Raw genomic sequence first — 12653 nt, forward strand, 5'->3', positions numbered from 1 at the left:
TTGGTATCTCCAATGCTATTGCATTCAATAAAAGAGCCTTTAGCCTTTTGATGACGAGAGCTATATCACTGAGCTTAAATTATCAAGACTAAAATTAAAATAAGGGCTCATACATAGTTGATATTTATAATATGTATTGAGACCTTTATTGAACAAACGCCCCGTTTGTTAAAGTGGAAATCTCTATAATTAATAGCCGACTTTTAAAAGTTCCAATCTAAAATTATCCTCTAAATCGGCTAGCTTCATTAACTTCTCCGATATACCTTTCCAATCTTTATTTACAGACATAGAATGACATATCCCAAACACCTTAGCCTGTTCAGTCTTCAACACTGATAAATGTGAATGCCTATCTTTAAAATACATTGCATAATCGTTGGCCCTTCTTGCACTTAATTGGAAAAGGAAGAATGTTGTATGCCCTATAGTATCAGCTGTAATAGGGGCATTTAATAATTGATCAGCATAAAAACAAATTGCTTCCCTTCCAATTAACCCTATATCCACTTTTTCGAATTTCCGATAAGTTCTCTTAAAATAATCAATTGCTCTCTCGTATATTTCGTTATTGTCTAATGTGAGAACCTTTTTTGCTGAAGACCAATATTTATTGATTCCTTTCCTATACGGAATCCTTTCCGCCATCCAAGCCTTCTTAAATTGGTCCAGTGATAATGGAACAAATGGAAAGCCAGCTGGATCTTGCACATAAATATTTTCATTATCCATTTGGTACCCTAGAACATAATGGTCAGAACCATTTAAATTTTTATGATTCGGATGGTATGTTAGCTCCCCCATATCTAAAGGGCCTAGAATTACAGGGTTTTGTTTGATTTGCTGTTTTAATAACGGAAATGGGTCATCTAAGTCCCTAGCTTGCTGATGTTCTTCTGCAGTAAATCCAAGGATGTTTAAAGCATAATTGATACCATCATCAGGATCTCTCATACTAAAATAAAGGTTTTTTTCATTTTCTATCATGGCACCTAACCCAACACCAGTTAATATCTCTACAATTTGAGGAGATACATTTTCTCCTATTGATGAAAGAAACATTGCAGTTGAATTTGAATAACAGTAATGGCCATTCCCTATATACATAACATCACCTCCGGGTAGATAAGTTAACCTTACAATTTTGAAAATTGAAAATCCATATTAAATTAGCTCCATTCTCGTACTCATCATCTGGATCATTTTTATCAACAATAATGATCTTCTCGCCAACCTCCGTTTTACGATCGACCTCTACGTATTCGCGCTTGATGCCGCTAAGTGTTTCGTCAGCCAGTACGTGAATCTTTACATTTGCTTTCGCTTTAGTTTCCATCATTTACTGCATCCTTTATACTTTTTTAAGTTTTTTTCAATTCTTTTTAGATTTTCATATTGGATTTCACTCTTTTATTTATAGAGCGTGTCATACACATGCCATCTAAGAGAGATAGGACATTTTTGTCTCGGAGGTGGAAACTAATGAATTTTTTTCTGGATCTTTTCACAAACTGGACTTTTGATAAAGTCCTGGATTATACGTTTGCTTTTGCAATTTGGTTTGTATTTAAATTAAGACCAAAGCAGAATAATTATCCAGATTATTTCGAGAAAACACGCCGCTATAGAGATTAACATCCCCTTCTGCGATCGTTATCGATGCGTGTACTTTTACCGATAACGATCCATCCTTATATGTTTAGTTAAAAACTATCTTTTATCTAAACCCTAATGGCTCATTCAACTCAAATGCCAATCAACACCCATTGATAAACTGTTCTAAAGTCTCTATGTATCTATTAGGTAGCGTATAATCATGAGGCATCCACACATTTGCCAACTCTTCTGCATAGGGTAGATGGCTTCTAATTCCTCTGCAATAACTTTACACATTTCAGGTGTAATTACACCATCACAATCTGAATGACCGAAAAACTCTGTTAGCCCCTTATAGGTTATTGTTGAATAGCCTTTGCCAAAGTACCAATAGCCATACTTAAATTTTTTGGTTATCATGTGGTGGCCAACTACCTCCAATTGATTTTAATAAAAATCTCCTAAGATTATTGAATGACGAGTACGCCCCATCGAATGCTCCGTGTGTTACATATAAACCCATGTATCAAGGCCTCCAATTCTGTTTAAAATCTCGAAAGTTAACTTTAAAGTACATGGTCTTGAGAAATTCCCCTTTAATTGGTAAGCTGGCACCTAGGATCATACAAAGCAGGTGATACCTTGAAAAAAATAATCGGAATAATTGGATTAATTGCTTCCTTAATTGTGCAAGGATTTTCAGCAAGCGGTTCGTTGACTCATGAGATTGCTATGGCTTGTCTATTTGTATTTCTAATAATTTATAATTTTGAACATGCTAAGGATTTCTCTAAAAAATCTCTAATTGTTTTAGGAGCAATCTTTATAGCTCTAATGCTAGGTATTTATCAACTCATTTCCTTTAGCGGTGATTACTTTGATAGGCTTGACTTAAATATTGGACTTATCATCTTATCTGAAATCGCTTTGATTATTGTTTTGGTATCTATTGCAGTAAATTTAATGAAGTTAATTGCGAATCGGTTAAGGAAAACACCTGATGGTAAAGAGTTTTAACTCTTTGCCTTGTGGTCTCTTATGTATGAAATCAAATGCTTTCCCTAATTCATTCTCTTCTGTTACCGCTGAGTAATAATAATTACTTTGGCCATATCTTATATTGCATATAAGGGTTAATCAGTCGCTATCATTGAGGGATTAAAATATGGCCAAATAAAAAACGATGGATGCTCCATTTCCATTAAAAAGACAAGGTTGAATATGTAGTACTTCACTCAGAACATTTGGCTTATTAAGGATATAATAAGTGTTCTTATTAATTTTTCCTGTTACGATAACGATCAAAAACAGAGTTATCTATCCCATTTCAAGCCAGAAATTATTCTGCTTTTTTTTAAAATGTTCTTGATTTTCACTTTTGTATATATCCATAAAGCATTCGGACATAACCATTATATGTAACTGAAATGCAGGTATAAGACTTATTATATAGAGATTTAAACCAATATTTGGGGGTCTACTAACATCCAAATACTCAAAAGCAAGAACAAATGTACTCATAGCACTTCCATTTCCACACCCTATCCAAATTTTCATTTTCCTAATTTCACTTTAAATCGCCCTATTTCACATCGTAATCGCTATCGTATAAGCCTATATTATCAACGTTTTTCCTTCTGAAAATTTTCCCTTTTTATCAATATCTCCTTAAAACAACCACTTTTCCCTACTCCCACTTACGTTTTATCGTTTACCCCCTATTCACTAATTAAAGTATCAAAAATCCTTATGTTTACTGTCTTTTTTAACTCATTATAAATTTTTACGATAAGCATGTTATTCGTGTACGTTATACGACTTGACTGTATTTGGTGACGATTTAACAGAGAAATTTAATGCACTTCTAACTTTTTAAACTGCAATGGGTATCATTGTTGACTCAACAACTCAAGGTATTTCTGATAGTAAACAAGCAATGGATTATGATTCACCGAGATAAAACCCCTGCCCTTCTCTTAATTGAAGAGGGTATTTTTTTCGCTTTTTAAGAAAATGTTAATCTTCCTTAAACACTTAAATATGATAAAATATTACATATTTAGTCTATTGGATACATAGAGGGAGGGATTTCAATGGAGCAATTAATTCCGTCATCCACGGTTGGAGTTAAAATCAATGAGTGGTATAAATACATACGGATGTTCGCCGTTCCAGATGCTGAGATATTAAAAGCAGAGGTTGAAGAAGAAATAAAACATATGAAGGAAGATCAAGACTTATTGTTGTATTATTCTCTAATGTGTTTTCGTCATCAGCTAATGCTGGATTACCTTGAACCTAAGTCATTGAATGAAGAACGCCCTAAAATTTCAGACTTATTAGAAAAGATCGAAAGCAGTCAAACAAAGCTTAAAGGTGTCCTGGAATATTACTGCAATTTCTTTAGAGGAATGTACGAATTTGATAAGAAGGATTATATAAAAGCAATAAGGTCATATAAAATTGCTGAGAAAAAGCTCGCTTTAGTAACAGACGAAATTGAACGAGCTGAGTTTTATTTCAAAATGGCTGAAGTTTATTATCACATGAAACAAACCCATGTATCAATGCACTATGCTGAAGCAGCACTTAACATTTATAAAGACCAAAAAACTTATACTGTTCGCCGAATACAATGTGCATTTGTTGTAGCAGGCAACTTTGATGATCTGGAAAGTCATGAAAAAGCAGTTCCGCATCTTCAAAGAGCCCTAAAAGATTCTAAAGCTATAAACAAGCACAAACTAATTGGGGCATCATTATATAATTTGGGAAATTGTTATTATAAGATGAAAGAGTATGACAAAGCTGCTGAATATATTGAACAAGCAGTTTCACTGTACGAAAACGATAAAAGTGATCTTCTCCCTCATACGTTATTTACACTGACACAAATTTACTTCAAAATGAAGGATATTGAAAAAGCCTTTATTCTTTATAAAAAAGGAATCAAGAAAGCACAAGCCATTAACGATGATGTCTTAGTTGCTGAGTTTAATTACTTAAAGGCTTTATATATCGACTCTATAGATAAACGCACAGTTTTCCGAACTTTTTCTGTACTTAAAGATAATGTAATGTATCCAGATTTAGAGGAATTAGCACTCGACACGGCTAATTATTGTAAGGAGATAGGGCAATTTGAAAACTCAACCACCTTTTTTGACGTCATGGTGGATGCCCGAATCCAAATACAAAGAGGAGAGTGTTTATATGAAATTTAAACTTGCATTAGCCACCTTGTCAGTTGTCGTTGGATTAGCAATTTTTAGTGGCTTTTCATCCTCGAATGACAAAGAGTTCCATGAAGCTAAAAGGAATATTACTTCTATTCAACCGACCAAGTTTTTTGTTTAATATTTAACCCATTAGAAACATTACCGAGCAATGGGTGCTACTAATTTGTCAACTCTTGATTAATCATTAGCTAATTAAACTAAAAAGACCGCACTACGAAATACAGTCAGTGTGGTCTTTTGTCTTCAAAATAAAATTTTAATGGGAAGTTTGTTACCACATATGCAAAGCAAGAAACGAAAGCCCCCATGCTAATATGCCGAACATTACGAAGAACCTAAGAAAAGTTTCATATTTTGTAAGTCTTCGTTCTCTTTTTATTTTACTCAATCTCCAATAAAAGGCGTAGCCGGAGAACAATAAAATTATTTGTCCCAGTTGTGACACAGATTCTAAAAATTCTATCCCATTCATTGATTTTCACCTCGTTTATTTATGAGAAAAGTAGGTTTTATTATCTCAGATGAAAAAACCATTTCCAACTGTTTAAGTAAAAATAAGTAAGCCATACTGTGTCTAATGGTATAAGAAAAGATGTCCTCTGTGTCTAGTAAAACCATAGTGTATGGTGGCAGAATACGTTATGTTTCTCTATTAAAATAAGCAAATTAACATTGTAGTTTTATCATCTTAACTTTATGATGTATGTCCACCAGTCAGCCCTGCTCTGTGAAGCGCAGTACCAGCAGATGTATAAGAAACTGCTCTAAGAATCGCTTTCGATCTGTATTTACTTCTAAACCCAAGTTTCCTTCTCTTTTCATTATCCACTTCAAATAAACTCAACTGTTGATTAACATCATCCTCAATATTTGATAACGTAACTGAGATACTTCTCACTGTTTTACCCGAGTAAAACTTATCAAGCATCATCGATATATGTCCATCGTGATATTTGTGGGAAGATCTATTGTTTTGGCTCGGTGAAAATCCACCACCAAGATCATCTTTACTGTATCCAATACCCAGGCTGATTGTTCGACCAGCTTTGTTGTGTGTGCGTGCTCTTCTTGCAACTTCCTCACAAATCTCCAGAAGAACAGCCTTAATCTCTTCTCTCCTTGTGTAATCCCTCAGTAAAATCTGACTCTTACCGAAACAACTAATCTGATCCTGCATCAACGGAGCTCCTATTTCAGATAAATCGATTCCATGAGCATGATAATACAACTGGTTCCCCATTATTCCGAACTTCTTTTCAAGCAGCTCTAAAGGAAATTTGGCTAACTGACCTACAGTTGATATCCCCATTCGGTTCAGGTTTCTTTCCATCCTCCCTCCTATTCCCCACATTTTAGACAAAGGGCGAACCTTCCAGAGTTTATTTGGTACATCTTCATATCTCCAACGTGCAATGCCACTCCTCGTTTCTTACTCTCCAGGTCAAGCGCAAGCTTACTTAGCAACATATTGTCTCCAATGCCTACAGTACACATCAAACCGAACTCTCTCCACATGCTGCTTTGGATTGCTTTGGCCATTTCTTCAGGTTTTTCTTTTCCTGCATCTAAAAAAGATTCATCAATTGAATACGTATGGACACATTTTTCGGGGACAAATCTGTAAAACAGTTTTGTAATCTCAGTTGAAACTTTGATGAAAAGCTTCATTTGTGGATTTACAATGTGTATTCTTGGATCTTCAGGGATCTCGAACAGTCTCGATCCTGTTTTGATTCCAAAATCTTTTTTAAGTGCAGGAGATGCAGCTAACACTACACTTCCCTGTCTCTCCGTATTCCCTACAACAGCAAGGTAACATGTTAAAGGATTGAGCCCCATTGAGACAGCCGATACAAAAGCATAAAAGGATTTCATATCGACACAAAGTATTTTCTTTCGTGGAAATTGTGAGTAATTAATCATTGTATGTAACTCCTATGATGTTATTCATGTTGATATAAACTGTATTGTCCTTCTGGTCTTTTCCGTGAAGCTTTTGTTGTTCAAAATTAATGTAATGGACTCTGCCGATGACATTTCAACAAATCCATTGTTAAAGAGTTTGAAATTTAACTCTTTATTTAATTCCAATGCCTCAGAAACGAGAATACCCATTTCCTCAATTTGTTGATCATCTAAAGCTGGCTTTTCAATTTTTGATACATCAATCAAATCTTGTTTAAGCTGTGTTAAATGCTCTGGGAGCATCATTGATGTCCAGTCGATTGTTCCTCAATCTCTAAGCATATCCTCCTTTATTGATCTAATATTAACAGAACAAATGTTGGTAATAAAATATAAAGGTCAATAATGATTTACGTAGTATTAATAAAGGAGAGATTCTTTTCGACGAGGGAGACGGTGATGGTAAATGAAGAAGAGGTTAATTGAATTTTTGATTTTAGTTCCTGTTTTGATTATGTCAGGTATAACTTTAACCTAAGCAAATAAAAAGTCCCCTTTGGAAGTAATCGGTAGTATTCGGGATGAATTTGGTTTATTTAGTGTGCAAATTGGTCAAACAGATCCGGCAATTACAATTGCATGGATCATACCAAAAGTGAAGCAAAGGAAAAATATAAAATTTATATATTCAAAGATGATATTGTAAAGTTGGAGAAAGAACATAAAAAGTATTTGCGAGAAAATAACTCTAATAAGTAAAACGCCCAGCACTTTATTAAGCTGGGCTCTGTCTCATATTTAAATTGAATTTTTATACGCATTAACTGCTTCGTTTCGCAACAGCATATTATCTTTGTTAACCATGCCTAAGTTGTAAGCTTTTTTGATAATATCTAATACCTGAGAATCTAACGCCGAAAGATTACCGCCTGGATTAAACCTTGATTTCCAATAATCTAAAGACTTATTTAGGTCAAGTGAGCTTTTTTTGTTCTCAGGTTTAACTACTTCATTTTTCTCAAGTTTTTCACAGAATTCACTAAAACCAATGGATCTACTAGGAGCTGAGTTATTTCCCCCATATCCTTCTGTAGCCAAGCTGCAAAATGCTAAGAATTTTGGATCATAAATAAGATCGCTTGAGTTTACATTTACCACCGATAATCACAATCCTCTCAGAACTTTTTATAATTGTATCACCTTTTCCATTTTTACACATGTTAAATATCGACAATCACTCAAATGATTTAATAACTGAATACAAAAAAGAACCTGCATTTTGCAAATTCTTTTCACGTTGTTAATATATTGAATTTTTAACGAGAAGGGGATTTATGTATAGTATAATATTTCCTGTTCATTAAGATTGCTCACTCAAGAGAGTCTTGCTCATCCCCTAAAGAAAGGGGGTGATGCTATGTCAACATTCCAGGTATTAATGCTAATGCTTGCATTCGGGTCGTTTATAATTGCCCTGTTGACTTATATAAATAAAAAATAGACCTCCCTTGAGCCTCAGAACCTGAAGGGATAGGTCTACCTAGAAACCACATCGAGCAAGCCCTTTGATGGACAGCTTTTTGTACATAGCCGGGGTGTTGGTAGCACCTCGGTCTTTTTTATTTTATGTATTTCTCATTAAAGAAATACGCTATAACCAATCAAATGTCTTACAGTTCTGATTATAGCACATTAAATGAAACCATTGAAATAATTTGCAAAACTTTTGCTTTATGGATAAAACCATTATTTTATTGGAATCCAGTACTTTATCGATGCACAAGTGATATTATCCATGATTCAGTTCAAATTCTTCTCTTGTCATTCCAAAGCAAAAACCATCATAATAGGCACCTTTAGTGAAAATGATCTTTCTTAGTTGTCCCTCTTTCATGAAACCTAATTTTTCATGTAATCGTATGGATGGATTATTAAAAGAATAAACAGTTGTATTTACTTTTTGATAAGCAAGTTCCAAAAAGAAAAAGCGAAGAACCATCAAGATCATTTCTTTGGCAAATCCTTTTCCCCTATATGGCTCGAATACAGCCAAATAATAACCGAAGGTACCATTTTTCCTATCACAGTCAAAGGTTTCAATTATACCTACTATATTATTATCACTATCAACTGCAATAAAACGGAATTCATCTTTTTCTAATTGTTCTTCTACCCATTCTCTCATGTTATTAGCTGAACGAGGAAAATGTAGCGAGTCCATATTTCGCAGAATTTCATCATCTAACGAATCAAATATAACGATATCTTCAGGTTGAATTGCTCGCAGTGTAAGATTCTCCCCTGTCCAATAACTAACTGCCATTTTAACTTTTCCTCCAGTTATTTCCATACGCTTTCTTAACTGCTTAGTAAGTCATCATCTAATTCAATATACAGAATTCCATCATCTTCTTTATCAGCTTCAATTGGTTCATCAACTAAACTGAAGACAAACTCCTCAAACGAATTGGCAATTAAGAAAAAGTCTTTGTCGGGATGACTTAATTCATGATCCCAAAACAATATCTTTCCATTATCGATATCCATGCATATTTCATTCCCGCCTGCAGAGCTTGCGATAGGAATAATATTTCTAGGAAAGCGATCAGAATATGTATCGATTGCTTTCTGAAGACTGTCATGATCGTTCGCTAAACCATAAAAACCTTCTAACAATTGTGTATCATCGCCCTTGCCCATCCAAGGATCTTTCTCTATAGGTTTATAGCAAACGTCATACTCAATCTCATCTGATGTTTTTTTACTTTCTAAATAACAGCCGCCATATTTCTTCAAAAAGTTCTTATAATCTGAAGGTAATTGATTGCCTATGTTCATTTCAAGCTCTTTGAGTTGTTCATTTGTATTAATGCTAGGATATGTGCCAGCATCAATCGTAAACTCTTTCAACTTTTGTTCGATCTTAGTGAAGCTCATTTTAATCCCTCCGCATTGCACATCTTTAGCAATGAACAATTGCAATGCTTTTGTTTATTAGATTATTCAATTTCTACGCCATCATATGCATCGCCTAGTGATATATAATCATCCCTTAACCAATACCAATGTTTACCCTTATTCTCAAGCAGTCGCTGTATTAAATCTGTAAATGAACTTGCTATCACCTGTGTTTCACCAACTATTCCATGTCGATCAAAAAAGCTGTCATAGCATTTTCCTTTTCGCTCTTCGTTTAAGTCAATTGTTAGGTATTCTCCTTTTCCATCCGTGCAAACAATATACCACTCGGATGAAATGTCTTCTTCACAGAGTTCCCCAACAATAATGGGATTAGCCAATTCAAACTCAGCTGGTCGTACTATGTATATTGGATAATCCGCATTTTCATATAAAACTGCTCCGCCGCATTGCTCATAAAATTCACTAACATCTCTTGGTAGTTGATGCTTCACGTCTATCGCTGGGAGACCATCAGCTTCAAACAGCCGGCAGTCTGATGTAGAAGCAATCTTCTTGATTAACATATCAATACTCATATGTCCACACCTACTTTCTAAAGTTGTATTGATTAAATGCATTATAATATTGCTGTCTCGCTTCTTTAGGAACATTAGCAGCATCAAACATCTTCTCAGTAAGTTCTTGTATTTCTCTGGGGGATACTTCTTTCCAGTTTACTTTGCCGCCAACTTTCTTCCCTGTTTTTTCGAACAACCATTCTCTATAAACTTTCTTGGTAGCATTGTGTTGCTCCTTAGTTAAAGCTACTGTTGGCGTATTACTACCTCTGCTCACATAATTCGGAACATTATGTTTAGCCCATACATCCATTACACCATGGTGATTCTCTAAAGGACTGTTACTTGGTCTATAATCAACGACATCAAAAGGTTTAACTTCTTTATCTGATCCTTTAGCAAAAATCATTAGTTGATTTTTTAAGTTTTCTCCATCCACTACATTGTATGGCACGTCCCCTGTCATAGCAAGATCGTACTTAGGGTTATACGGAAGCAAATCTGGAATCTTAACGTCTTTAATTTTCTTCCCTGCTTGACTTGCTTTGTTTATTACTTTGCCCGCTGCATCTGCTTTGTTAATGGCTCCTGCACCTTTTGTTCCGACAACAGCTGCAGCCACTGAGCCAATTGCATACGTCACCCATCTTGACCTTGAATAGGCATCTCCATTCACCATATCCTTTTGATATGACTCTTCAATTGCTGCTGAAATAGCGTCATATGTTTTCACTGGATGAATAACTGCATTCCCCAGTGCTGAGAGCGTTTCTCCCGGATCGGTGATGAAATCCCATATGCCGGTTACAGTGTCTTTACCAACATCATATAAGCCTACTCCTACACCTTTTACGATATCCCAGGTGATTTCTCCTGCTCCTTCTAGCTGCTTCGCTTGTTCAATTTGCACTGCTAGCTGTACTTGAGCTGGCTCCAGATTCTCGTACCCTACTTTCTTAGCAATCTCTAAATATTCATCAGGGTCAGAGACACCGTCATTAAGTTTTTTCTTTAATTCCTTGATTTCACGGTCCTTTGCTTCTTCTTTCTTCACGCTTAAGTAAGCTTCAGAATGCTTCTCTATGTCGCCTTTTTTCTTATGTATGTCACTTTCTCTATACGCTTTGGCGTTATAGTGAATCGGAGTGGCGTTCTTCCCTTTGCCTGTAGATTCCTGCAGCTTTTTAAAATCTTGCTGGATGAATTGTTCGTTTGGCTCAGTCTCAGCGTACTCTGTTTTTAAATCCTCATCAAGCTTGTTTAGCTTATCGATTGTTTTTTCACGTTTGTCATCTGCAGAAGAAAGTTTGTCTTTGAAGTCTTCTGTTGAGAATATATCAAGGGGGAGAATATCATTGATGTTATTCAGAATGTCTTTCATCGCTTTCTTCTGTTCAGACATAATGGATTTTGATTTTGTATAAGCGTTCGCCAGTTCATGTTCTAAAAAGGATTCTTCTATGTAAGCATCTGACATCTTTGCATCTTCAAGTTTTGCAGACATGCTGCTTAAGAAAGCAATCTTCATGTCAATTAAATCAATTCATTGATCGGTAACACCGACATGATCATGATAAAATGCTTTAATGTTGTCAGCACCCTTGCCTGAAAACTCACTGTCATCTAGGTTAGCTACGTTTTGAAAAGCTTTTCTTAGCTTCACCATTTGCGACCTTAGTTCCTTAAACTCTTTGATTCTTTTATCGGCCTCAAAGAGTAATGAATCAGCCTCAAATACCTTCATATCATTCTCCTTCCTAGACTACTCTATGTGAATTTTACCACAGTAATCTATTTGAATAACAGAAAAAGACAGCCAAAATGACTGTCTTATACATCACACACTATCTTGTTCTATAATCATTTTCTGCGGTATAGTAGCGTCAATCCCAAAAAGGTTCTCCATTGGCCAATATATACCGGTCTAAAAATATTTCAAAGTTTACATTTAATGGATTATATTCTAAACCACTTTCAAATATATAGAGATAGTTGGGATCACCTTGGTTCACTTTATCTTTATCAATCATTAAATGGCATTCTTCCAATAAGTAGCCAATTGGAATACCATTGATATCTTCAAACAAATCCTCATATTTTAACTCCTCTTCAATCTCTTCCAGGCTAAATAGCTGAAGTCCTCCACCTATATTCTCCCCATCAGAAAGAATTTCAAAAATTTTCGCACCGTTATGCAGTGTCAAGAACTTCTGATAATCCTCTGGAAGGGTAAGCTGGTGTTTAGCCTCAAAGCTTTGAATGTCATTCAGGGTTGCTTTGTCCGGTGAAAATGTAACAAGGAACTCCATGATATCACCTTCTGAACAAAACAATTTAATGGCTCCTTTTTCATCTAAAAGACTTTTCAAGCCATTTACCGTCTTATGAACAAAGTTAGTCACATACATCACCCCTTTATTTCCTTTTAACAATA

At 35.1% G+C, this 12653-nt stretch carries 14 protein-coding genes and 5 pseudogenes; 7 read left to right on the forward strand and 12 right to left on the reverse strand.

Annotated features, from left to right (window positions below; translation table 11 throughout):
• Nucleotides 1-189: 189 nt before the first annotated feature.
• Together ACFVP7_RS11805 and ACFVP7_RS11810 are read right to left on the reverse strand one after the other, a co-directional pair.
• Complete coding sequence (locus ACFVP7_RS11805; RefSeq protein WP_230488201.1) at nt 190-1107, reverse strand: hypothetical protein; 918 nt, start codon at nt 1105-1107, stop codon at nt 190-192.
• 64 nt (nt 1108-1171) lie between these two features.
• Nucleotides 1172-1339, reverse strand: a pseudogene (locus ACFVP7_RS11810) (hypothetical protein); the annotation flags it as partial.
• A gap of 143 nt (nt 1340-1482) precedes the next feature.
• On the opposite strand from ACFVP7_RS11810, the pseudogene ACFVP7_RS11815 reads away from it, so the two are divergent.
• The 5 genes and pseudogenes from ACFVP7_RS11815 to ACFVP7_RS11835 all read left to right on the forward strand — a co-directional run bounded on the left by ACFVP7_RS11815 (nt 1483) and on the right by ACFVP7_RS11835 (nt 4953).
• Nucleotides 1483-1707 (forward strand): annotated as a pseudogene (locus ACFVP7_RS11815) (hypothetical protein).
• A 531-nt stretch (nt 1708-2238) separates the two neighbouring features.
• Entirely contained in the window at nt 2239-2613 is a 375-nt protein-coding gene (locus ACFVP7_RS11820; protein ID WP_338730480.1) for a YoqO family protein, read from the forward strand.
• A gap of 865 nt (nt 2614-3478) precedes the next feature.
• Nucleotides 3479-3556 (forward strand): phage holin, encoded by a 78-nt coding sequence (locus tag ACFVP7_RS11825; RefSeq protein WP_227057947.1) that lies wholly within the window; start codon nt 3479-3481, stop codon nt 3554-3556.
• Nucleotides 3557-3689: 133 nt separating this feature from the next.
• Nucleotides 3690-4820: a Rap family tetratricopeptide repeat protein gene (locus ACFVP7_RS11830; protein WP_338730481.1), complete on the forward strand. Its 1131-nt coding sequence runs from the start codon at nt 3690-3692 to the stop codon at nt 4818-4820.
• A complete protein-coding gene (locus ACFVP7_RS11835; RefSeq protein ID WP_153801665.1) occupies nt 4810-4953 on the forward strand; it encodes a hypothetical protein in 144 nt (47 codons plus the stop codon). Before ACFVP7_RS11830 ends, ACFVP7_RS11835 begins: the two co-directional genes overlap by 11 nt.
• Before the next feature lie 153 nt (nt 4954-5106).
• On the opposite strand, the gene ACFVP7_RS11840 is transcribed toward ACFVP7_RS11835, so the two are convergent.
• The 4 genes and pseudogenes from ACFVP7_RS11840 to ACFVP7_RS11855 all read right to left on the reverse strand — a co-directional run bounded on the left by ACFVP7_RS11840 (nt 5107) and on the right by ACFVP7_RS11855 (nt 7046).
• Nucleotides 5107-5307: a hypothetical protein gene (locus ACFVP7_RS11840; RefSeq protein ID WP_021481449.1), complete on the reverse strand. Its 201-nt coding sequence runs from the start codon at nt 5305-5307 to the stop codon at nt 5107-5109.
• A 222-nt stretch (nt 5308-5529) separates the two neighbouring features.
• Nucleotides 5530-6195: a DNA polymerase thumb domain-containing protein gene (locus ACFVP7_RS11845; protein ID WP_338730483.1), complete on the reverse strand. Its 666-nt coding sequence runs from the start codon at nt 6193-6195 to the stop codon at nt 5530-5532.
• The gene (locus ACFVP7_RS11850) at nt 6174-6758 is read right to left on the reverse strand and encodes a type VI secretion protein ImpB (protein ID WP_338730484.1); all 585 of its coding nucleotides are present in this window, start codon (nt 6756-6758) and stop codon (nt 6174-6176) included. The genes ACFVP7_RS11845 and ACFVP7_RS11850 overlap by 22 nt, the downstream gene beginning before the upstream one ends.
• A pseudogene (locus tag ACFVP7_RS11855) lies at nt 6751-7046 on the reverse strand (YolD-like family protein). Before ACFVP7_RS11855 ends, ACFVP7_RS11850 begins: the two are co-directional and overlap by 8 nt.
• A gap of 160 nt (nt 7047-7206) precedes the next feature.
• Between ACFVP7_RS11855 and ACFVP7_RS11860 the strand changes: the two are divergent.
• Nucleotides 7207-7499: pseudogene (locus tag ACFVP7_RS11860) on the forward strand (hypothetical protein).
• A gap of 39 nt (nt 7500-7538) precedes the next feature.
• On the opposite strand, the gene ACFVP7_RS11865 reads toward ACFVP7_RS11860, so the two are convergent.
• Nucleotides 7539-7898 (reverse strand): hypothetical protein, encoded by a 360-nt coding sequence (locus ACFVP7_RS11865; protein ID WP_043857661.1) that lies wholly within the window; start codon nt 7896-7898, stop codon nt 7539-7541.
• A 259-nt stretch (nt 7899-8157) separates the two neighbouring features.
• On the opposite strand from ACFVP7_RS11865, the gene ACFVP7_RS11870 reads away from it, so the two are divergent.
• Entirely contained in the window at nt 8158-8241 is an 84-nt protein-coding gene (locus ACFVP7_RS11870; RefSeq protein ID WP_072592542.1) for a putative holin-like toxin, read from the forward strand.
• Nucleotides 8242-8529: 288 nt separating this feature from the next.
• Here ACFVP7_RS11870 and ACFVP7_RS11875 read toward each other — a convergent pair whose 3' ends face one another.
• From ACFVP7_RS11875 to ACFVP7_RS11895, 5 genes and pseudogenes are all read right to left on the reverse strand, one after another.
• Complete coding sequence (locus tag ACFVP7_RS11875) at nt 8530-9063, reverse strand: GNAT family N-acetyltransferase (protein ID WP_085187541.1); 534 nt, start codon at nt 9061-9063, stop codon at nt 8530-8532.
• Between the two features lie 35 nt (nt 9064-9098).
• Nucleotides 9099-9677: an SMI1/KNR4 family protein gene (locus tag ACFVP7_RS11880; protein WP_257432906.1), complete on the reverse strand. Its 579-nt coding sequence runs from the start codon at nt 9675-9677 to the stop codon at nt 9099-9101.
• A gap of 62 nt (nt 9678-9739) precedes the next feature.
• The gene (locus ACFVP7_RS11885; protein WP_144530259.1) at nt 9740-10237 is read right to left on the reverse strand and encodes an SMI1/KNR4 family protein; all 498 of its coding nucleotides are present in this window, start codon (nt 10235-10237) and stop codon (nt 9740-9742) included.
• A 10-nt stretch (nt 10238-10247) separates the two neighbouring features.
• Nucleotides 10248-11963: pseudogene (locus ACFVP7_RS11890) on the reverse strand (T7SS effector LXG polymorphic toxin).
• 139 nt (nt 11964-12102) lie between these two features.
• Nucleotides 12103-12621 (reverse strand): SMI1/KNR4 family protein, encoded by a 519-nt coding sequence (locus tag ACFVP7_RS11895; protein WP_338730486.1) that lies wholly within the window; start codon nt 12619-12621, stop codon nt 12103-12105.
• Nucleotides 12622-12653: the final 32 nt, after the last annotated feature.

The sequence above is a fragment of the Bacillus sp. SG20033 genome (assembly GCF_044570195.1).
In the GTDB taxonomy this organism is placed as follows: domain Bacteria; phylum Bacillota; class Bacilli; order Bacillales; family Bacillaceae; genus Bacillus; species Bacillus subtilis.